The sequence below is a fragment of the Streptomyces sp. CLCI03 genome, assembly GCF_053615355.1.
On sequence record NZ_CM132132.1, the window covers coordinates 4,184,708 to 4,205,562 of the forward strand.

The window sequence follows — 20,855 nt, forward strand, 5'->3', positions numbered from 1 at the left end:
CGGGTCCTGAGCCGTCCCGCCGTACGGCCCGGGTTGCCCGGCGGAGGTCACTCCGGCCGGTGTTCCGGGCCGCCGAAGTCCGGGCTCGTGAAGTCCGGAGGTGTGTAGCCGGGCCGGGGACTCTCCGACGGGGACCCCGGACTGGTGAAGTCCGGCCGGCTGTATCCCAGGTTGGGGATGCGGCCGGCCGCCGGTGTGCGGGGGGTCGGAAAGCCCGGGCCGGCGCTCGGGTCGGCCAGGGCGTCCCGCAGGAACGGCACGATGCCGCGTTCCAGCAGCGCGTGCCGCCAGGCCTCGCGGGCCCGGGCGACCTCGTCGGGTATCGCCTCGGTCTCGTCCGCCGCCACCTCGGTCGAGCTGTTGCGGACGGCCGTCACCAGCAGCCCGATCACCGCGACGAGCAGGGCGGCCGCGGTCAGCCCGCCGAAGAGCCAACCCGCCGTCAGCATCGTCTCGGCGAAGGCCGGTTCGGGCTCGATCATCTTCAGGATGTAGCCGACGAGCAGGAAGATCAGCATGGCGGTGCCCGCCAGGACGGGCGCGAGGACCGCGACCACGGCGCTGATGCCCGCGCCGCCACCGCTGCCCTGGGCGTCGTCCTCGTCTCCCGTCGTGCCGGGTGAGGCCAGTGCCTCGTCGCGTCGTTCCTCGCGGACCTTCACGTAGTGGACGTACTCGGCGGCGGCCGCGGCCGCCAGCAGGGCGCTGGCGCCCTGGGCCATGGTGCGCAGCTGTTCGGCGTTCAGCCGTTCGCCGAGGGTGGCGAGCTCGGGCCGCTCGTGCGCGGCGCGCAGCGCCTCGTCGACGAGCCGATCGAACTCCGGTCGGTCTTCGGTCAGCAGGTGCGGAGCGCTGGTCATGTGCATCCCCCGATGCTCCGTAGAAGCCGGTATGCCCGCGTAGACCCGGGCGCCGGCACAAACGGAGGAGAGCCTGCTACGGATAGAGCGATGGTAGAGCGCCCACGCCACGCCGTGACAGGGGCTTTCCGGAAATACCCCTCTCCGTAAGCTCTCAGTCGCTCAGGGGGAGTTGTACGACGAGCAGTTTGCCCGCCATCGTCACCCCGCCGTCCATCGCGATGGCCAGCCCTTCCGCGTACACGTGCGGGCCGTCCACGGCCTCGGGGCCGCGCGAATCGTCGCCGTCCTCGGTGCCGACCTCGCCGAGCAGGTACGGGATGGGGCTGTGCCCGTGGACGACGCGGCTGCCGCCGTAGGTGTCGAGGAGCTCCCGTACGGCCGCCGGGCCGGTCCCCTCGTCGCGGAAGGCGAACCGCTTGGTGAACTTGCGGAAGAGGTCCCAGGTGATGTCGGCGTCGCCGCGGTTGAGGAGCTCGTGGATGGTGTCGTTGACGTCCTCGACGGAGTCGCCGTAGTCGAGGTAGGCCGTGGTGTCGGAGTGCAACAGCAGGTGGCCCTCCTCCAGGACGGCCGCGTCCAGGCGCGACATCCACTGGATGTGTACGTCCTGCAGGCGCTCCATGTCGGTGCGCTGGCCGCCGTTGAGGAGCCAGGCGGCCTGGAAGGTGGCGGTGCCGGCGCCGGAGACGACCGGGGTGTCGCCGAACCGCTTGGCGCCGATGAGCAGGAGTTCGTGATTGCCCATCAGGGCCTTGCAGTAGCCGCCGGCGGCGGCGGCCTCGGCGGAGAGCCGCATGACGAGGTCGATGACGCCGATGCCGTCGGGGCCGCGGTCGGTGAAGTCACCGAGGAACCAGAGCCGGGCGTTGCCGGCGGACCAGCGGCGCTCGGCGTCGATCAGACCCTGGGCGTGGAGTTCGGTGACGAGCTCGTCGAGGTAGCCGTGGACGTCACCGACGACGTAGAGCGGGCCGGGGCCCGCGGCCTGCTCCTGGGGCACGTACTGGACCTGGACGGTGTCGCCGGGGCCACCGAGTGCGCCGCGCCCGATGACGGGCAGGTCCCGGTAGGTCGGGGTGTAGCCCTCGGGCTCGTCCTGGTCGGGGCCCTGGGTCGACGCGTGTGCCGGTTCCACGTCGGCGTGCGGGTGGAGCCGCGTGTCGGGGTAGGCAGGCTGCTGCGCGGGCTGCTGGGGCCCGGCAGGCTGCTGCGGTACGACCGGCTGCGGTGCGACCGGCTGCTGCTGCACGGCCGGCCGCTGTGCGGGTGCCTGCGGCGGATAGCCCGGGTGCGGCGGCATGTTCGGCGCGCCGTCCTCGTAGTACGCCGGGTACTCGCCGTAGATCGGAGTCTCGCCGGGCAGCCCGGTGGACGTGGATACGGCGTACAGGGCGGGTTCGGTGACTGGAACCCGGAAGTCCCGCAGCGTGTCCGTCCGCATCGCGGGTCCCTGACCGGCCCCCTGAGTCATCGACCCCTCCACCACCGTCGCGCTGCCGTACACCTGCGGACCCTCCTGACCTCCAGGGAGGAGGGTCCGTGATGTCGTGCGCCCATCATAGGAATGCGGCTCGCGCTCTGTGACGCACCAGGGGTGGTGAATCCTTTACGGAGCGGAACGTTCCTACCGTTTTCTACCGATATCGGTGTTGCTGAAATCGTCGGCCGGTCCTCGGTCGGTGCTCGGGCGGTGTTCGGATCACCTTCGGACGGTCCTGGGTCGGCCCTTCGACAGGCCGACCGGACGGTCTGTCGGTCAGTCCTGAGCCGGCGAACGGGGCGGGCTGACGGTGGTGCGGGGCTGTCGGCGCTGCGAGGAGGTACGGATGATGAGCTCGGTCGGGACCACCTGCTCGACGGGTCGCCCGGTGTTCACTCCCTCGATCGCGTCGATGAGGAGCTGGACGACGGCGGTGCCGATGCGGCGGGGTTTGAGGGACAGGGTGGTGATGGGCGGCTCGGTGTTCGCGTAGACGGTGGACTCGCTGCAGCACACGAGCAGCAGGTCCTCGGGGACGCGCAGGCCGTAGCGGCGGGCGGCGGCGAGCAGATCGGTGCCGTTGGGGTCGAAGAGCCCGTAGACCGCGTCGGGCCGGTCGGGGCGGGCGAGGAGCCGGTCGGCGGCGACGGCGCCCGCGCACGGGTCGTGCGCGGGGTAGGACTCGTAGACCGGGTCCTGGCCGACGCGCTCGCACCAGCTGAGGTAGGCGGTGGTGGAGAGCCGGGTGTAGGTGTCGGTGGTGGTCCCGGTCAGCAGTCCGATCCGGCGGGCGCCGGCGGCGGCGAGGTGGTCGAGCAGGCCGAGTACGGCGGCTTCGTGGTCGTTGTCGACCCAGGCGGTGACGGGGAGGGAGCCTGCGGGGCGGCCGTCGGAGACCACGGGCAGACCTTGGCGGACCAGTTCGGTGACGACGGGATCGTGGTCGGAGGGATCGATGACGACGGTGCCGTCGAGGGCGACGTTGGACCACACGTCGTGGCGGGAGGTGGCGGGGAGGATGACCAAGGCGTAGCCGCGGGCGAGCGCGGCGGAGGTGGCGGCCCTGGCCATCTCGGCGAAATAGGCGAATTCGGTGAAGGTGAAAGGTTCATCCCCGTACGTCGTCACGGTCAGGCCGATGAGGCCGGACTTGCCGGTACGGAGGGTGCGGGCGGCGGCCGACGGGCGGTAGCCCAGCCGGTCGGCCACTTCGCGAACGTGGCGGCGGGTGGCGTCGGGCAGCCGTCCCTTGCCATTGAGCGCGTCGGAGACGGTTGTGATGGAGACGCCCGCCGCGGCGGCCACGTCCCTGATGCCGGCCCGGCCCTGTCGGCCGGCGGCCCGCCGGGTGGTCTCGGTCCGGCTCACCTGATGCTTCCCTGCTGCTGTCATGGCGAGCCGATAGTAGGGCTCGGTGGGGAGGGTGGTCTGGGTGCATATGCAGGCGTTGACAGGCACGTTTCTGCATGGTTCGCCACCCCCAATGACCTTGGAAATGAAGGTTTTTGGTTGCTGAGGGTGAGTGTGGAGCTTGTCGTCGGGTCCGGGCATGCCAAAACGATGCGATCTCGGGCCGTGCTCAACTCACCTGCACGAGGGATGCGCGCCACGGCGCAGGCCACCGGCGCGCGCATATATGCGTGCGCTCCCCCGCATTCCTGGCGCCCCCATTCTCGGAACGGCGGAATCCTCATAAGGTGAGCAGTATTGAGTCGACGGCGACGTCGGACGGGACGGTCGAGGAGGACCTGCGGTGAGCGAGAAGAGCCCGAAGCTGCGCGCCGAGCTGGACGGCATTCCGACATACAAGCCCGGCAAGCCGGCTGCCGCGGGAGGGCCTGTCGCGTACAAGCTGTCCTCGAACGAGAACCCGTACCCGCCGCTGTCGGGCGTGCTGGAGACCGCGGTCGCCGCGGCCGGGAACTTCAACCGGTACCCCGACATGGCCTGCACCGGCCTCGTGAACGAGCTCGCCGAGCGCTTCGGCGTGCCGGTCGAGCACATCGCCACGGGCACCGGCTCGGTCGGCGTGGCCCAGTCGCTGATCCAGTCGACCGCCGGCCCGGGCGACGAGGTGATGTACGCCTGGCGCTCCTTCGAGGCGTACCCGATCATCACGCAGATCTCGGGCGCGACCTCGGTGCGGGTTCCGCTGACCGACGGCGACGTGCACGACCTGGACGCGATGGCCGCGGCGATCACCGACCGGACCCGGCTCATTTTCGTCTGCAACCCGAACAACCCCACCGGCACGGCCGTGCGCCGCGCCGAGCTGGAGCGGTTCCTGGATCAGGTGCCCTCGGACGTCCTGGTGGTCCTGGACGAGGCGTACCGGGAGTTCGTGCGGGACACGGACGTGCCGGACGGCATCGAGCTGTACCGCAGCCGCCCGAACGTCGCCGTGCTGCGTACGTTCTCCAAGGCGTACGGGCTGGCCGGCCTGCGGGTCGGCTTCGCGGTGGCGCACGAGCCGGTGGCGGCGGCGCTGCGCAAGACGGCGGTGCCCTTCGGCGTCAGCCAGCTCGCGCAGGACGCGGCGGTGGCCTCGCTGCGCGCCGAGGACGAGCTGATGGGCCGTGTCGGGGCGCTGGTGAGCGAGCGCACCCGGGTGCACGAGGCGCTGGTGGCCCAGGGCTGGACCGTGCCGGACACGCAGGCGAACTTCGTGTGGATGCGGCTGGGGGAGCGGACCGGCGCGTTCGCGGAGGCCTGCGAGAAGGCCGGTGTGGTGGTCCGGCCCTTCGCGGGCGAGGGCCTGCGGGTCACGATCGGTGAGACCGAGGCGAACGACCTCTTCCTGCACACGGCCGAGGCGTTCTTCAAGGAGCTCTAGGCACCGGCGGCCGGTCGTCCTGGCCGTCCCGGTCGTCCGGGGCGGCCGAGGCCGCGGTGGCGGCGGAGGCAGCGTAGGTGGCTGAGGCGGCCGAGGCGGCCGAGGTGGTCAGGCGAGTTCCACCCGGACGGGATCGCCGTCACGGACGGTGGACAGCAGGCGGGGGTCGCCGTCGAAGGAGCCGAGCACGTTGCACGGGCTCGCGAGGCGGCTCTCGCCTCCGCGTGAGATCGGCGTGGGGCCGTAGGGCAGCGCGAGGGCGTCGCCCTCGGTCCAGAACGCGACCGTGCCGGGAGCGACGACCTGCTGGGCGTCGTGCTCCAGGGCGACGGAGACTCCGGTGTCGAAGTAGACCTCCTCGCCCCAGGTGTTGGCGGAGGCGGAAATCGGCAGGGCCTCGACCAGTGCCTTGCTGGTCGGGGTCTCGTCGAGGGTCGCGGTGAGCTGGCCCGCGGGCCAGGAGATTCGTATCTGCATGAGCTGAATTCAACAATCTGTTGAATCGATTGGCTAGAGGGTACCCCCCTCGACGGTGGCCGAGAGTGGTACGACATAATGCTTGTGAATGTGAACGCGTTCACAAGCGTGTCCTGCTTCCTCCCGTTATGGAAGGAACCCGCCAGGCAGACTGCGGCTGTGACCACGGCGACGACAAGGAGAAGACGACGTGGACCTAGCTTTGGCGCCGGAGACATTGGCGCGATGGCAGTTCGGCATTACGACCGTCTACCACTTCCTCTTCGTGCCCCTGACGATCTCGCTCGCCGCCCTTACGGCGGGTTTGCAGACGGCCTGGGTGCGCACCGAGAAGGAGAAGTACCTCAGGGCGACGAAGTTCTGGGGGAAGCTCTTCTTGATCAATATCGCGATGGGTGTCGTCACCGGCATCGTCCAGGAGTTCCAGTTCGGCATGAACTGGTCCGACTACTCGCGATTCGTCGGCGACATCTTCGGGGCCCCCCTGGCCTTCGAGGCACTGATCGCCTTCTTCTTCGAGTCGACCTTCATCGGTCTGTGGATCTTCGGCTGGGACAAGCTGCCGAAGAAGATCCACCTGGCGTGCATCTGGATGGTGTCCATGGGCACCGTCCTGTCCGCCTATTTCATCCTGGCGGCCAATTCCTGGATGCAGCACCCGGTCGGGTACCGCATCAACGAGGAGCGGGGCCGGGCCGAGCTCACCGACTTCTGGCTCGTGCTGACCCAGAACACCGCGCTCACCCAGTTCTTCCACACCATCACGGCCGCCTTCCTGGTCGGTGGCGCGTTCATGGCCGGAATATCGGCCTTCCACCTGGCGCGCAAGAAGCACATCCCCGTGATGCGGAGCTCGCTGCGCCTCGGCCTGATCGTCCTGATCATCGCCGGTACGGGTACCGCGATCAGTGGTGACCTGCTCGGCAAGGTGATGTTCAAGCAGCAGCCCATGAAGATGGCCGCCGCCGAGGCGCTCTGGGACGGCGAGGCGCCGGCTCCCTTCTCGGTCTTCGCCTACGGCGACGTCGAGAAGGGCCACAACAAGGTCGCGATAGAGATCCCCGGCCTGCTGTCCTTCCTGGCCAACGACGACTTCACCTCCTTCGTCCCGGGCATCAACGACGTCAACAAGGCGGAGCAGGAGAAGTTCGGTCCCGGCGACTACCGGCCCAACATCCCGGTCGCCTACTGGGGCTTCCGCTGGATGATCGGCTTCGGCATGGCCTCGCTGGGTGTCGGCGTGCTGGGCCTGTGGCTGACCCGCAAGAAGTTCATGCTGCCGGCGGGTCTGCGGACCGGGGAGGACGAGGTTCCGAACCTGGTCCTCTTCAAGAAGCCGCTGAGCCCGAAGTTCGCCAACCTGTACTGGATCGTCGCGCTCTGGACGATGGGCTTCCCGCTCATCGCCAACTCCTGGGGCTGGATCTTCACCGAGATGGGCCGCCAACCCTGGGTCGTCTACGGAGTCCTGCGCACGCGGGACGCGGTCTCGCCGAACGTGTCGCAGGGCGAGGTGCTCACCTCGATGATCGGCTTCACGCTCCTGTACGCCGTGCTCGCCGTGATCGAGGTCAAGCTTCTCGTCAAGTACGTCAAGGCCGGCCCGCCCGAACTCACCGAGGCAGACCTCAACCCACCCACCAAGATCGGTGGGAACGACAAGAACCCCGACCGGCCGATGGCCTTCTCGTACTGAGGCCGAGGAGCGCCCACCATGCAACTCCACGATGTCTGGTTCGTACTCATCGCCGTCCTGTGGACCGGCTACTTCTTCCTGGAAGGCTTCGACTTCGGGGTCGGCGTACTGACCAAGCTGCTCGCCCGTGACCGCACGGAGAAGAGGGTCCTGATCAACACGATCGGGCCCGTGTGGGACGGGAACGAGGTCTGGCTGCTCACCGCGGGTGGCGCCACCTTCGCCGCCTTCCCCGACTGGTACGCCACCCTCTTCTCGGGCTTCTACCTGCCGCTGCTGCTCATCCTGATCTGTCTCATCATCCGTGGCGTGGCCTTCGAATACCGGCACAAGCGCCCCGAGGACCGCTGGCAGACCAACTGGGAACACGCGATCTTCTGGACCTCGCTGATCCCCGCTTTCCTGTGGGGCGTCGCCTTCGCCAACATCGTGCGCGGCGTCAAGATCGACGAGAACAAGGAGTACGTCGGCAGCTTCCTGGACCTGCTGAACGTCTACTCGATCCTCGGCGGACTGGTCACCCTCACCCTGTTCACCTTCCACGGCACGGTCTTCACCTCGCTCAAGACCGTCGGTGACATCCGGGACCGCTCGCGGAAGCTGGCGACCCGGCTGGGCGCCGTCACCGCCGTACTGGCCCTGGTCTTCCTCATCTGGACCCAGGTCTCGCGCGGCGACAGCACGAGCCTGATCGCGATGATCGTCGCGGTGCTGGCGCTGGTCGGAGCCCTCGGCTTCAACCTGGCCGGCCGCGAGGGCTGGTCGTTCGCCCTGTCCGGGGTCACCATCGCGGCCGCGGTCGCGATGCTCTTCCTGACGCTCTTCCCGAACGTCATGCCGTCCTCGCTGGACGAGGCCTGGAACCTCACGGTCACCAACTCCTCGTCCAGCGCGTACACCCTGAAGATCATGACCTGGTGTGCGGCCGTGGCCACCCCGCTCGTACTGCTCTACCAGGGCTGGACGTACTGGGTGTTCCGCAAGCGGATCGGGACGCAGCACATCGTCGATGTGCACTGATCCGTCCACCGATCCGTGCACCGAACGGGTACCGGGCCCCGTGCCCGGTCCCCGCGACGTGTGACCCGCCCGTCCGGCTGACGACCTCCCCGAGGGGATGTTTCACGTGAAACCGATCGACCCGCGCCTGCTCCGGTACGCCCGGTCCACCCGCCTCTTCCTGGGGGCGGTGGTGGGCCTTGGTCTTGCCGGGGCGGGGCTGGTCGTCGGTCAGGCGATGCTGATCGCCGAGATCGTGGTCGGAGCCTTCCAACAGGGCCTCGACGGCCAGGCGCTCCGAACCCCCCTGCTGCTGCTCGCGGCGGTGGCGCTCGGGCGCGGGTTGATCGCCTGGCTCACGGAGCTGGCCGCGCACCGGGCGGGCGCGGCGGTCAAGTCGGAGCTGCGGCGCAGGCTGCTGGACCGGGCGGCGGAGCTCGGGCCCGGATGGCTGGCCGGGCAGCGGACCGGATCGCTGGTGTCACTGGCCACCCGGGGCGTGGACGCGCTCGACGACTACTTCGCCCGCTACCTGCCCCAGCTGGGGCTCGCGGTGGTCGTGCCGGTGGCCGTGCTGGCTCGTATCGTCACCGAGGACTGGGTGTCGGCGGCCATCATCGTCGTGACGCTGCCCCTGATCCCCGTGTTCATGATCCTCATCGGCATGGCCACCCAGTCCCGGATGGACCGCCAGTGGCGCCTGCTGTCCCGGCTCTCAGGGCACTTCCTCGACGTGGTGGCCGGGCTTCCCACGCTCAAGGTCTTCGGCCGGGCGAAGGCGCAGGCCGAGTCGATCCGCAAGATCACCGACGACTACCGGCGGGCGACGATGCGGACCCTGCGCATCGCCTTCCTCTCCTCCTTCGCCCTGGAGCTGCTGGCGACCCTGTCGGTGGCCCTGGTGGCCGTGACCATCGGCATGCGGCTGGTCCACGGAGAACTGGACCTCTACACCGGGCTGGTCATCCTGATCCTGGCGCCCGAGGCGTATCTGCCACTGCGCCAGGTGGGAGCGCAGTACCACGCGGCCGCCGAAGGACTGGCGGCCGCCGAGGAGATCTTCGAGGTCCTGGAGACCCGCACCGCCGGTACGACCGGCACGGCCGAGCTGCCCGCCGGCGCTCCCCTGCGCATCGAGGTCGAGGGCATCGCGGTGCGCTACGAGGGCCGCGGAGAGGACTCGCCACGGCCGGTCTCGCTGACGGTCGGGCCAGGGGAGTGCGTGGCGCTGACCGGCCCCAGCGGAGCGGGGAAGTCCACACTGCTCCAGGTGCTGTTGGGGTTCGTGACGCCGACCGCCGGGCGGATCCGCGTCGCGGGCGTGGACCTGGCCGAGCTGTCGCCGGCGCAGTGGCGGCAGCAGATCGCCTGGGTTCCGCAGCGGCCGCACCTGTTCGCCGGAACGATCGCCGAGAACGTGAGGCTGGCCCGCGCGGGTGCCTCCGACGCCGAGGTGGCCGAGGCCTTGAAGGACGCCGGTGCCTGGGAGTTCGTGACCGCGCTGCCGCGCGGGGTGGAGACCCCGCTGGGCGAGGGCGGTGTGGGGCTGTCCGCCGGACAGCGGCAGCGGCTGGCCCTGGCGCGCGCGTTCCTGGCGGACCGCCCCGTGCTGCTGCTGGACGAGCCGACGGCGGCGCTGGACGGCGAGACCGAGGCGGGGATCGTGGACGCGGTCCGGAGGCTCTCCACGGGACGGACCGTGCTGCTGGTCGTGCACCGACCGGCGCTGCTCGCCGTCGCGGACCGGGTGGTGGAGCTGGTGGCGGGCGACGGCCGCGAGGAGCTTGTCACCGCGGGGGCACTCCCCCGCCGCGCCGCTTCTTCCCCCGTCGGCTCCGAATCGCTGTCCTCGGGCGCGACCGGAGACCGCGGTGGGTACGTCCCGGACACCGGCGAGTGGATCCTCGGTTCGGCGCGTGAGCGGGCGGACGTAGCGGCCGACGGCCGTTCCGCTTCCGGCGCGCCCGGTGCGGAAGCGGTGGGTACGCGTGCGGCGGGTTCGGGCGCGGCGGGCGATCCGCTGCGCCGGGTGCGGGCGGTCGCCAAGGCGTGGCAAGGACGGTTCAGGCTCGGACTGTTGCTCGGCGCGCTGGCCGTCGGATGCAGCGTCGGCCTGATGGCCGTGTCGGGCTGGCTGATCTCGCGGGCCTCGGAGCAGCCGCCCGTGCTCTACCTGATGGTGGCCGTCACCGCCACACGGGCCTTCGGCATGGGGCGCGCCGTCTTCCGGTACGCCGAGCGGCTCGTCTCGCACGACGCCGTGCTGCGGATGCTCGCCGACCTGAGGGTCTCCGTGTACCGCCGGTTGGAGCGGATCGCGCCCGCCGGGCTGCGCGAGCACCGGCGCGGGGACCTGCTGGCCCGGCTGGTGGCCGACGCGGACGCGCTGCAGGACTACTGGCTGCGCTGGCTGCTGCCCGTCGGCACCGCCGTCCTCGTCGGCACGGGCTCGGTCGCCTTCACGGCCTGGTTGCTGCCCGAGGCCGGAGTCGTCCTCGCCGTCGGACTGCTCGCCGCCGGTATCGCGGTACCGCTGGTCAGCGGGGCCTGCGCCCGCCGGGCGGAGCGCAGGCTCGCGCCCGCCCGCGGCGAACTCGCCACTCGGGTGGCCGATCTGCTCACCGGGACCGCGGAGCTGACCGTGGCCGGTGCGCTGGAGGACCGCAAGGGCCGGACGCGCGAGAGCGACGGCCTGCTGACGCGCATCGCCGCGCGGGGCTCGGCCGCGGCCGGACTGGGCGGCGGCCTGTCCGCCCTGGTGTGCGGGCTCACCGTCGTGGCCGCCGCGGCCGTCGCCGCGAACGCCGTCCATGACGGCCGGCTGACCGGGGTGGCCATGGCCGTCGCGGTCCTGACGCCGCTGGCCGCCTTCGAGGCGGTGAACGGGCTGCCGCTCGCCGTCCAGTACCGCCAGCGGGTGCGCCGTAGCGCCGAGCGGGTCTACGAGGTCATCGACGCGCCGGTCCCGGTCGCCGAGCCGGAGCAGCCCGCCGCGGCTCCCACGTCGCCGTTCCCGCTGCGGTTGACGGGGCTCACCGCCCGCCACCCCGGGCAGGAGCGTGCCGCTCTGCGGGACCTGGACCTGACCTTGGAGGCCGGCCGCCGCATCGCCGTCGTCGGTCCCTCAGGATCCGGCAAGACCACCCTGGCCCAGGTCCTCCTCCGGTTCCTGGACCCTGCCGAAGGCGCGTACAGCCTGGGCGGGAGCGACGCGCGCACGCTCGACGGCGACGAGGTACGCGCCCTCGTGGGCCTGTGCGCCCAGGACGCCCACATCTTCGACAGCTCGGTCCGGGAGAACCTGCGCCTGGCCCGGACCGGGGCGAGCGAGGAGCAGCTGCGCCGAGCGCTGGCCGGGGCCCGGTTGCTGGAGTGGGCCGACGCTCTTCCGGACGGGCTGGACACCCTGGTCGGCGAGCACGGTGAGCGGATCTCGGGTGGGCAGCGCCAGCGACTGGCCCTGGCCCGGGCGCTGCTCGCGGACTTCCCCGTGCTGGTCCTGGACGAGCCGGCCGAGCATCTGGACCTGGTCACGGCGGACGCCCTGACGGCGGATCTGCTGGCCGCGACCGAGGGCCGGACCACCGTGCTGATCACGCACCGGCTGGCCGGCCTGGAGGCGGTCGACGAGGTGCTCGTGCTGGACCGCGGCGAGGTGGTGCAGCGCGGCCCCTACGCGGATCTGGCCGCCGCCGAGGGACCGCTGCGGAGGCTGCTGGAGCGGGAAAGGGCGACGGACGGAACTTTGGCCAACTTTCCCCGCCAATAGGGACTAACTACGCTCAGGACCATGTCAGCGCAGCAGTCGCAGGAATCGTCGGATCCCTCATCGGGACCATTGCCGGATCCGTTGCCGGGACCACCGCGACCACCGGGACCGACGAGCGCTGCGGGAGCCTCGGACGCGCCGGACCCGCTGGTGGCCGCCGCCCAGGCCACCAGAAGTCTGCAGGGCCTGTCCACCGAGCTCACGGCCCGGGTCCCGCAACTGCTGGAGGCCATGAGGTCGGTCGGTACCGGGCTCGAACTGCACTCCACGCTGGACCGCATCTGCGAGACCGCGGCAGAGCTCGCGGACGCCCACTACGCGGCGATCGGAGTCGTCGACACGGAGGGCCGCGGGCTCTCGGACTTCGTCACCCACGGGATCAGCCCCGCACAGGCGCGGAAGATCGGGCACCGCCCCGACGGAAAGAGGGGCCTGCTCGGAGCCCTGATCTCGCACTCCGACACGGTGCGGCTCGCCGATCTGACGAAGGATCCGCGCTCGGCGGGGTTCCCGCCGCACCACCCGCCCATGAAGACCTTCCTCGGGGTCCCGATCCGGGTGCAGGGAGAGATCTTCGGCAATCTCTACCTCGCCGAGAAGAACGGCGGCGGCGAGTTCAGCGACTACGACGTGCACATGGTCCGGGTACTGGCCACCGAGGCGGGCATCGCCATCGGCAACGCCCGGCTGTACGAGGCCGCCACCCAGCGCGAGCGCTGGATCGACGGATCGGTCGCCGTCACCACCGCCCTCCTGTCCGGCGGGGACGCGGACGACGCCCTCGCGGTGGTCGCCGAACAGGCCCGTCGGCTGGCCGATTCCGACGCCGGGATCGTCATGCTGCCGGCCGAGGAAGGCGGGATGGAGATCGTCGCGGTCTCCTCCGAGAATCCGGCCACCTCGCTCGGTGTGGTGATCCCGGCCGAGAGCCCGGTGGTCGACAGGCTGCTGGAGGGTGAGCCGATCTTCGTGGACGACGCCGCGTCCGACCCCCGCATGACCAGCGAGCTCACCAGCAGGTACGGCCCCTGCATGCTGCTGCCGCTGCAGAGCGGCGGACGGGTACTGGGCGCGCTGGTCACCCCCCGGGCCCGCGGCGGGCGGGCGTTCACCGAGGTCGAGCGGACCCTGGCCACCCAGTTCGCCTCGCAGGCGGCGCTCGCCCTGATGATGGCCGAGGCACAGCGTGACCGTGAGCGGCTGGCGGTGTTCGAGGACCGTGATCGGATCGCCCGCGACCTGCACGACCTGGTCATCCAGCGGCTCTTCGCCACCGGGCTGATGCTGGAGGGCGCCCAGCGCCGGACCGCCGTCCCCGAGGTGCGTGACGGCGTGGGCAAGGCGGTGGACGAGCTGGACGTGACGATCCAGGAGATCCGCACCGCGATCTTCGCCCTCCAACAGGGGCCGGCGGAAGCCCCGTCCGGGTTGCGCACCCGGGTGCTGCGGGAGATCAACATGGCCGCGGTGCCCCTGGGCTTCAAGCCTGCCCACCGTTTCCTCGGCCCGATCGACACGGTCGTCGGTGAGCTGGTGGGCAAGAACCTGATCGCCGCGCTGCGCGAGGCGTTGTCCAACGCCTTCCGCCATGCCGAGGCGAGCCGGATCGACGTCGTCATCGACTCCACCATCACCCTCGCCGACGGCCGGCCGGGGGTCCGGCTGGAGGTCGCCGACGACGGGGTGGGCATCCCGGAGGGCGGCCGCCGCAGCGGGCTTCGGAATCTGCGCCGCCGGGCCGAGTCGCTGGGCGGCGCCAGCTCCTACGGCCCGGGCATCGGTGAGGACGGCGGCGGGACCACCGTGGTGTGGGAGGCCCCGCTCGAACCGGAGGTCTAGGGCCTGTCCTTTGGATCAGGCCTGCTGTGCGGTCCGCTCTGCCAGGATGCGCTCGATGACGAGGGCGACCCCGTCCTCGTTGTTGGCGACCGTACGGCCGGACGCGGCGGCGATCACATCGGGGTGGGCGTTGCCCATGGCGTACGAGGTGCCCGCCCAGCTGAGCATCTCCACGTCGTTCGGCATGTCCCCGAAGGCGACGACCTCGGCGGGGGAAATGCCGCGCTCCGCGCAGCACAGCGCCAGGGTGCTCGCCTTGGACACGCCCGGTCCGCTGACCTCCAGCAGGGCGGTGGGGCTGGACCGGGTGATCGACGCGTGCTCGCCGGCGGCGGACCGGGCCAGTGCCAGGAACTCGTCCGGGGCCAGCTCGCCATGGTGTGCCAACAGTTTGAGCACGGGGGCGGCGCTTTCGTCCGTGTCCTCGTGCAGCAGCTTCTCGGCGGTGGCCACCCGGGCACCCGGGTCCTTGAAGAAGGGCGGGTACGCCGGCTCGTAGTTGATGCCGGTGGTCAGTTCGACCGCGAAGGAAGTGCCGGGGGCCGCGGCCCGCAGGGCATCGACGACCGCGAGCGCGGCCACCCGTGGAAGGGATCTGACCTGCACGAACTCTCGTCCGGCATGCAGGTCGACCACCGCCGCGCCATTGGCGCAGATCGCCAGGCCGTGGCCGTGGACATGGTCGCTGACCACATCCATCCAGCGGGCCGGGCGGCCGGTGACGAAGAAGACCTCGATCCCGGCCTCCTCGGCGGCGGCGAGCGCGGCGACCGTGCGTGGCGAGACGGACTTGTCGTCGCGCAGCAAGGTGCCGTCGAGGTCGGTGGCGATCAGCCGGGGCGTGGGGGTTGGCCCGTCCGGGCACTGGGGAGCCGAGGTCACGGCTCCATCTTCGCCCATGGCCGTAGAGCCCCTGACCATGGGAGGGAGGCTGTCACCGCGGGCGATGTTTCACGTGAAACGACGCCGTTTCACGTGAAACATCGGCTCGCCGTAGGCTCGAAGCATGAGTCTGCGTCTGAGCACGGTGATCCTTCCGGTACGTCGATGGCACGAGGGAGGACGCGATCAGTGGGTCCGGGCCGAGCAGCTCGGGTTCCACACCGCCTACACCTACGACCACCTGTCCTGGCGGACGTTCCGCGACGGCCCGTGGTTCGGGGCGGTCCCCACCCTGACCGCGGCGGCCACCGCTACCGAGCGGCTGCGCCTGGGCACGCTCGTCACCTCGCCGAACTTCCGGCACCCGGTGACGCTCGCCAAGGACCTCATCAGCCTGGACGACATCTCCGGCGGACGCATCACCCTGGGCATCGGCGCGGGCGGGAACGGCTTCGACGCGACGGCGCTTGGCCAGGAGGCATGGTCCCCGCGTGAGCGCGCCGACCGCTTCGCCGAGTTCGTGCCGCTGCTGGACCGGTTGCTGACCGAAGGCTCGGTGAGCCACGAGGGGACCTTCTACTCCGCCGAGGAGGCCCGCAACATCCCCGGCTGTGTGCAACGGCCCCGGCTGCCGTTCGCGGTCGCCGCGAACGGACCGCGCGGCATGCGGCTCGCCGCCCGGCACGGCCAGGCCTGGGTGACCACGGGCGACCCGAAGCTTTTCGAGGAGGGCACGCCCGAGCAGTCGCGCGAGGCCCTGCGCGGGCAGCTCGAACGGCTCGGCGCGGCCTTCCTGGAGATCGGCCGGGACCCGGAGCCCCTGGAGAAGATCCTCCTGACCGGCTTCACCCCGGAAGCCAACACCGTGCTGCAGTCGGTGGACGCGTTCGTCGACTTCGCCGGCCGGCACCGTGATCTGGGGTTCACCGAAGTGGTGATCCACGCGCCGATCCCGGATTCCGAGTTCGCCGCCGACGAGGGCGTGTTCGAGAAGATCGCCACCGAGGCCCTGGCCCAGCTCGACAGCTGACCCGGCGGTCGTCGTCGCCGCCCGCACGAGCGGCGACGACGACCGGGACCCGGGCGGCTAGTCCTTGTCGTTCAACTGCGCGAGCAGGCGCTCCGCGGCCGGCAGGAGCCAGTCCGGCACGTCGTCCTCGGGCAGCGCCCTGGCCTCGTCGATCAGCGCGGAGACGCGGGCGCAACCCGCGTCCGCGTGGCCCCGCTCCTGCTCGGTCCAGGCCGCGTTGTTCAAGGACTGGAACCGGTCCCGCAGATGGTCGGGGCCGAGCTCCGCGTAGACCCGGCCGGCCCGGTCCCACAGCTCGATCTCCTCCAGACGCAGCCCGTCGACCTCCGCGGGGCTCAGCGGGGCCGCCCGCTCCGCCCCGGCATCGGCGAGCTGCTCGTTTCCGGCGTCCTGGACTTCCCCGGTGTCGTCCTCGTCGTCGTCCTCATCGTCCTCGGGGGACTGCCCGTTGGCGTTGACGTGTCGGTCGAGTACCTGCGCCAGCTGGTGCCAGGTCTGGGCGAGTTCCGATCGCAGCCCAGGCGATCCGGGATCCGCCGCCAAGGCCGTCTCCAGCACCTGGGCGGCCTCTTCCATCCGCTTCCGGGCCCCCGTCACCGTGGCGGCGGTGACCTCCTCGCGCAGGTCCAGCCAGGCCAGGGAACGCAGGATCCGCACCTCGGCGATCGGGACCTCGCCGGTGAGCCGGTGCAGCTCCAGGGCCCGCTCGTAGGCGGCGGCCGCTTCCACGGTCAGTCCCGCGTCATCCAGCGTGTCGGCGGCCGAATGCGCGAGGCCCGCCTGCGGACGGGGGTCCTCCCAGTCCTTGGTGACCTCCGCCGCCAGCAGGTACTGCTCCGCCGCCGGCCGGGGCTCGTTCAGCCGCCGCAGCAGATCGCCCAGGAACTCCCGTACGGACACCGCCTGCTGGTCGCCGTGCTCCAGCAGGTCCGCCAGTGCCGACTGCAGGACCTCCACCGCCTCGGCGCTGCGGCCGTCCCTCGCGTACGCCCGGGCCAGCAGCAACCGGGCCTGCGCACCGCCGTCGGCCGTGAGCCCCGCCTGGTCGAACCAGTGGGCTCCGGTCAGGGCGTGCTCCACGCTCTCGGCGGCCGTGTCGCCCCGCTGCAGCAGGATGTCCGCGAGGGTCAGCCGTACGACGCCCTGCGTCTCGGCGTCGGTCACCTCTGCGGCGTGCTCCAGCGCGGAGCGCGCCGCGGCCTCCGCCTCCTCGGGCCGCTCCAGCGTCATCAACACCCCGGCCCGCAGCACCAGCGCGTCCACGGCCTGCCACGGCCAGCCCGCCAGGACCGCCCGCGCGGCGGATGCCTCGAGCAGCGGCACGGCCCGATCCGGGTCGCCCTGGGCCAGTGCCACCCGGCCCAACATCTCCTCGGCCTCCGCCACCAGGTCCGACGCGGTGCCCTCATGGGCGGCGACGAAGTCGGTCAGCTCGGCGGCCAGCACCCCGTGGTGGTCGTGGTGATCGTCCCCGTCGGGCGTCTCCACCGAGCGCAGATAAGACTCCATCCGGACCGCCGACAGTTCCGCGAGCGCGATGCGCCGGGCCCGCAGCGGTTCGGCGGCGTCCAGCGCCTCGGCGGACCGCAGGGCGACGCGCAACAAGGCCCGGACCTCCGACGGCGCGGCTCCGGACTGCGCTGCCACCCCGGCCAGCCGCAGTTCTGTGAGCGCGACGCGTTCGGCGAGACCGAGCGCCCGGTAGTCGTCCCGCACCGCGCTCAGCAGCTCCGGCGCCACCTCGTCGCCGCGCCGCCCGGCGGCCAGGGCCCGCTGGTCCGCGAGGTCGACGCGGACCAGCGGATCGACCTCCGGCTGCGTGTCCAGCCGTACCGCCACTTCCGCCCACAGCGCGTCCGTACGCGGATGGCCCAGGTCCCGGGCGCGGCGTGCCCGCTCCACCAGGTCGATGAAGGAGGTGTCCGTCAGGGCGGGCTCGGATCCGGGCGAAGTGGGAGTGGGAACGGGGGCCGAGGCGGTCTGCGGCAGCGGCGCACTGCGTACGCCCAGCGGCAGCGCCGCCGACAGCGGTTCCCGGCCCACCCGTACGAGGAAACGGTCGGAGACCCGGGTCGTGGCGTTGCGCGCGTCGAACTGCCGGGCGATGTCGAGGCAGCCCGCGTGCAACACCTCGTACAGCTCGTCGACGGTTCGCGGGGTTCCTTCGTAGGGCACGGCCGGGGTCCGACCGTGGCCCAGTTCCCGCAGGCGGCGCAGCAGCACGAGGATGCCGCCGTGGAAGGACAGCCGGTCGTCGAGGTTGGCCAGCGGAGCCACATGGGGGGCGTGTTCGGCCAGGATCTCCAAGCCGCGGGATTCGTTGCCGGTGAGGGCGCAGAACTCGATGTGCTTGCCGACCGAGGGCAGCAGGCTCTCGTTGCCGCGGGCCATGCGGTAGCCGCGCAGGTGGTGGGAGCGCGCCTCGTCGGCCCGACCGAGCCGCAGCAGCGGCAGCAGCGAGGTGGCGAGCAGCCGGTGGGGCTCCTCGGCACAGGTCAGGTCACCGTCGAGGACGGGCTTCCACAGCTCCAGAGCCTCGGCGTCGTTGCCGTGCAGGACGGCGTACTGGCCCTGACCGTTGAGTTCGCAGGCCCGGCAGTCGCTCATGTCGTCCCGCTCGGCGGCCAGCCAGCTCCGGAAGGCCCGTTCGGCGCGCTCGTCCTCACCGATCGCGTCGGCGAGCCACATTTCGGCCTCGCGTACGGGCCGCTCGCTGTAGCCGGCGATCCGGTAGCGGCGTTCCATCTCGTCCAGCCAGCCGGTGGCCGACTCCAGCGGAATCCCGGGGGAGTCGGAGATGGCCGTGGCCACCCACTTGAACTGCCAGAACAGTGAGTGCGCGTCCCAGTGGGAGAAGGCGCCCGGGTCCTTGTCGTACTCCTGGAGCAGCCGGGCGAAGGGCACCAGGATCTTCGGCGACTCGGAGCTGTAGAGATAGGCGTTGATCAGGTTGTCCAGGGCCTCGCGGAACAGGGCCCGGTCACCGCTGGTCTCCGCCGCGCCGGCCAGCGCCTCGGCGTGCGCGTTGCGCACGGCGCCGTTGGGCGACCGGCGGTTCTCCGCCAGACCCCGCACGATCTCCTCGCGCGTCAGCGTCGTCACTTCTGGTCCTCCTGGGCGTCGCGGGCATCGGTGGAGTGGGTCGCCCATTCCAGGAGTCCGAGGAAGGCCCGGTTGAGCAGGGTGGAGTCGGCGGGGCGCAGCGGCCGCTGGGACATCAACAGGGCCTGCCCGTAGAGCGATTCGACGGCCGTACCGGTCAGTGCCTCGTCGGGCAGCGCGGCGATCCGGCGGATGAGCGGGTTGTTGTGGTTGAGGACCAGACGGGCGCGGGGCGCCGAGCCTCGCAGGGAGCCGAGGATGCCGCTCCACAGGGAGTCGGCGCTCTCCAGTGCGGCGGTGCGGTCGCGCTCCTGTCGGGCCTGCCGGTCGTCCAGGTACAGCGCGGGCACGGAGACGGGCTGGAATGCGCGCAGCACCACGTCGCAGCCCTGGGCTTCCAGGCGGGTGCGGGCGGTGGCCAGGAACGGGGCGAGCGCCAGTTCGGTCGCGGTCGGCACCGGGTCGAGCCGCTCGGTGACGGCCCCGGCGTCGAGCTCGGTGACCTTGAGCTCCGGTCGTACGGCGGGCAGTAGGGCCAGCAGGTCCGCGTCGTAGGTGTAGCCGGCGTTGATGACGCCGAGCCCGTGGGCGGCGGCGATCGGTGCGATCTGGCGGAACTCCTCGACGGTGCGGGTGAAGTGGATGTCCGTGTGGGCGGCCGCGAACTCCTGGAGGCTCATCGAGCCGTCGCTGGTCTCGAACGGCAGCCACGGCAGCATCAGTCCGAGCAGCTCGGAGTCGTGCCGGGCCATGGATTTCACACCGAGGTGGTGGACCTGAAGGAAGGCGGTCAGGCGCTCCGGATCGCTCGCGGCGAGTTCGGCGAGCCAGCCGCGGACGCGGGCGCCGAGTGCGTCGCGTACCGCCGCCAGGGTCTCGTCGTCGTACAGGTTCTCGCGGGATGCGGTGGGGCGCAGGGTGTCCGTGTCGAGGACGGCACGGACGAAGAACGCCCAGTCGGGCAGCAGGTTGTCGGCCCGGTCGGTCAGCAGCATGCCCTTGAGGTGGACGCGGTGTCCGGCCCGGTGGGCGGGGCTGGTCGGCTCGGGCAGGACGTACGCCACCCCGCGTACGCCGGCGACCGGCAGGTCGAGGTCGATGCTGTCGAGCGGGGTGAAACCGAAGAGCTGGGCGCAGTGCCCGGCGAGCGCGACGCGACGGGCGGCCGGGGTGGGGAAGGCGCGGTCCCACACGGCGGGCCGGTCGGTGACGGGGCGCGGCTCGCCGCCCTCGCCGTCGTCGAAGGTGATGTCGTACGGCAGCAGGGAGCCGTAGTCGCGGGCCAGTTCCTCGACCCTGGCCGGGGCGGCCCATTCCGTGGCGCCCGGGCGGGCCTCCAGCACGACGGTGGTACCGGGCTCCGGCCGTGCCTCGTGGGGCAGTTCCCGGACGGTGTACGAACCGTCGTCCGTGGCCAGCCATTCGACGGGTGCGGCCTGGGGGTCGCGGGCGGAGCGGGTGACGACCCGGATCTGGCGAGCCACGACGAAGCACGCGAGCAGACCGATGCCGAACTGGCCGAGGAACTCCTGGCGGGTCGCCTCCAGGCCCGACTCGTCGAGGTCGGCGCCGTCGCCACCGCGCTTGGAGCTACGGCCGATGGTGGCGAGGAGGGAATGGGCCTCGGCGGCGGTCAGGCCGATTCCGCTGTCCTCGATGGTCACGCGGCCGGCGGACGCCGAGAGGCGGATGCGGACCTCCGCGGTCGGGTCGAGGGCGTGGCGTGCGGTGATCGCGTCCACCGCGTTCTGCAGGAGCTCGCGGACGTAGACGCGCGGGCTGGAGTAGAGGTGATGGGAGAGGAGGTCGACCAGGCCGCGCAGGTCGACCTGGAAGCTGTGCGGCGTGGACGGGGGCGTGGACGTGGACGTCATAGGGCGTCACC

At 71.4% G+C, this 20,855-nt stretch carries 13 protein-coding genes; 6 read left to right on the forward strand and 7 right to left on the reverse strand.

Annotation, left to right across the window (positions count from 1 at the left end; translation table 11 throughout):
• Positions 1-47: 47 nt before the first annotated feature.
• The 3 genes from ACWG52_RS19305 to ACWG52_RS19315 all read right to left on the reverse strand — a co-directional run bounded on the left by ACWG52_RS19305 (position 48) and on the right by ACWG52_RS19315 (position 3,735).
• The gene (locus ACWG52_RS19305) at positions 48-866 is read right to left on the reverse strand and encodes a hypothetical protein (RefSeq protein WP_389804455.1); all 819 of its coding nucleotides are present in this window, start codon (positions 864-866) and stop codon (positions 48-50) included.
• A 148-nt stretch (positions 867-1,014) separates the two neighbouring features.
• Positions 1,015-2,349, reverse strand: coding sequence for a metallophosphoesterase (locus tag ACWG52_RS19310; RefSeq protein WP_389804941.1), 1,335 nt, complete (start codon positions 2,347-2,349; stop codon positions 1,015-1,017).
• A gap of 270 nt (positions 2,350-2,619) precedes the next feature.
• Positions 2,620-3,735, reverse strand: coding sequence for a LacI family DNA-binding transcriptional regulator (locus ACWG52_RS19315; RefSeq protein WP_030010171.1), 1,116 nt, complete (start codon positions 3,733-3,735; stop codon positions 2,620-2,622).
• 361 nt (positions 3,736-4,096) lie between these two features.
• Between ACWG52_RS19315 and hisC the strand changes: the two genes are divergently transcribed.
• Positions 4,097-5,176, forward strand: a complete 1,080-nt coding sequence (hisC, locus tag ACWG52_RS19320) for a histidinol-phosphate transaminase (protein ID WP_390139370.1) — start codon at positions 4,097-4,099, stop codon at positions 5,174-5,176.
• A 108-nt stretch (positions 5,177-5,284) separates the two neighbouring features.
• Here the strand turns inward: hisC and ACWG52_RS19325 are convergent, their stop codons facing one another.
• Positions 5,285-5,653: a cyclophilin-like fold protein gene (locus tag ACWG52_RS19325; RefSeq protein WP_033215011.1), complete on the reverse strand. Its 369-nt coding sequence runs from the start codon at positions 5,651-5,653 to the stop codon at positions 5,285-5,287.
• 190 nt (positions 5,654-5,843) lie between these two features.
• On the opposite strand from ACWG52_RS19325, the gene ACWG52_RS19330 reads away from it, so the two are divergent.
• From ACWG52_RS19330 to ACWG52_RS19345, 4 genes are all read left to right on the forward strand, one after another.
• Complete coding sequence (locus ACWG52_RS19330; protein ID WP_390139372.1) at positions 5,844-7,349, forward strand: cytochrome ubiquinol oxidase subunit I; 1,506 nt, start codon at positions 5,844-5,846, stop codon at positions 7,347-7,349.
• Positions 7,350-7,367: 18 nt separating this feature from the next.
• Positions 7,368-8,369 carry a cytochrome d ubiquinol oxidase subunit II gene (gene cydB / locus ACWG52_RS19335; RefSeq protein ID WP_389804464.1) on the forward strand — a complete coding sequence of 334 codons (1,002 nt, stop codon included), beginning with the start codon at positions 7,368-7,370 and terminating at the stop codon, positions 8,367-8,369.
• Positions 8,370-8,475: 106 nt separating this feature from the next.
• Positions 8,476-12,117, forward strand: a complete 3,642-nt coding sequence (gene cydD, locus ACWG52_RS19340; protein WP_389804467.1) for a thiol reductant ABC exporter subunit CydD — start codon at positions 8,476-8,478, stop codon at positions 12,115-12,117.
• 21 nt (positions 12,118-12,138) lie between these two features.
• Entirely contained in the window at positions 12,139-13,956 is a 1,818-nt protein-coding gene (locus tag ACWG52_RS19345) for a GAF domain-containing sensor histidine kinase (protein WP_390139373.1), read from the forward strand.
• Positions 13,957-13,971: 15 nt separating this feature from the next.
• Here ACWG52_RS19345 and ACWG52_RS19350 read toward each other — a convergent pair whose 3' ends face one another.
• The gene (locus ACWG52_RS19350; protein WP_389804472.1) at positions 13,972-14,856 is read right to left on the reverse strand and encodes a Cof-type HAD-IIB family hydrolase; all 885 of its coding nucleotides are present in this window, start codon (positions 14,854-14,856) and stop codon (positions 13,972-13,974) included.
• 106 nt (positions 14,857-14,962) lie between these two features.
• On the opposite strand from ACWG52_RS19350, the gene ACWG52_RS19355 reads away from it, so the two are divergent.
• On the forward strand, positions 14,963-15,868 hold the full coding sequence (locus tag ACWG52_RS19355; RefSeq protein WP_389804474.1) for an LLM class flavin-dependent oxidoreductase: 906 nt from the start codon (positions 14,963-14,965) through the stop codon (positions 15,866-15,868).
• 57 nt (positions 15,869-15,925) lie between these two features.
• Here the strand turns inward: ACWG52_RS19355 and ACWG52_RS19360 are convergent, their stop codons facing one another.
• Both ACWG52_RS19360 and ACWG52_RS19365 read right to left on the reverse strand, forming a co-directional pair.
• Entirely contained in the window at positions 15,926-18,970 is a 3,045-nt protein-coding gene (locus ACWG52_RS19360; protein WP_453125435.1) for a tetratricopeptide repeat protein, read from the reverse strand.
• The gene (locus ACWG52_RS19365; protein WP_389804479.1) at positions 18,967-20,844 is read right to left on the reverse strand and encodes an HSP90 family protein; all 1,878 of its coding nucleotides are present in this window, start codon (positions 20,842-20,844) and stop codon (positions 18,967-18,969) included. Before ACWG52_RS19365 ends, ACWG52_RS19360 begins: the two co-directional genes overlap by 4 nt.
• Positions 20,845-20,855: the final 11 nt, after the last annotated feature.

Excerpts from the sequence above, each read along its gene's own strand:
- ACWG52_RS19305 (WP_389804455.1), bottom strand. The coding sequence starts at position 866 with ATGCACATGACCAGCGCTCCGCACCTGCTGACCGAAGACCGACCGGAG.
- ACWG52_RS19315 (WP_030010171.1), bottom strand. The coding sequence starts at position 3,735 with ATGACAGCAGCAGGGAAGCATCAGGTGAGCCGGACCGAGACCACCCGG.
- ACWG52_RS19325 (WP_033215011.1), bottom strand. The coding sequence starts at position 5,653 with ATGCAGATACGAATCTCCTGGCCCGCGGGCCAGCTCACCGCGACCCTC.
- cydB (WP_389804464.1), top strand. The coding sequence starts at position 7,368 with ATGCAACTCCACGATGTCTGGTTCGTACTCATCGCCGTCCTGTGGACC.
- ACWG52_RS19345 (WP_390139373.1), top strand. The coding sequence starts at position 12,139 with ATGTCAGCGCAGCAGTCGCAGGAATCGTCGGATCCCTCATCGGGACCA.
- ACWG52_RS19350 (WP_389804472.1), bottom strand. The coding sequence starts at position 14,856 with ATGGGCGAAGATGGAGCCGTGACCTCGGCTCCCCAGTGCCCGGACGGG.
- ACWG52_RS19355 (WP_389804474.1), top strand. The coding sequence starts at position 14,963 with ATGAGTCTGCGTCTGAGCACGGTGATCCTTCCGGTACGTCGATGGCAC.
- ACWG52_RS19365 (WP_389804479.1), bottom strand. The coding sequence starts at position 20,844 with ATGACGTCCACGTCCACGCCCCCGTCCACGCCGCACAGCTTCCAGGTC.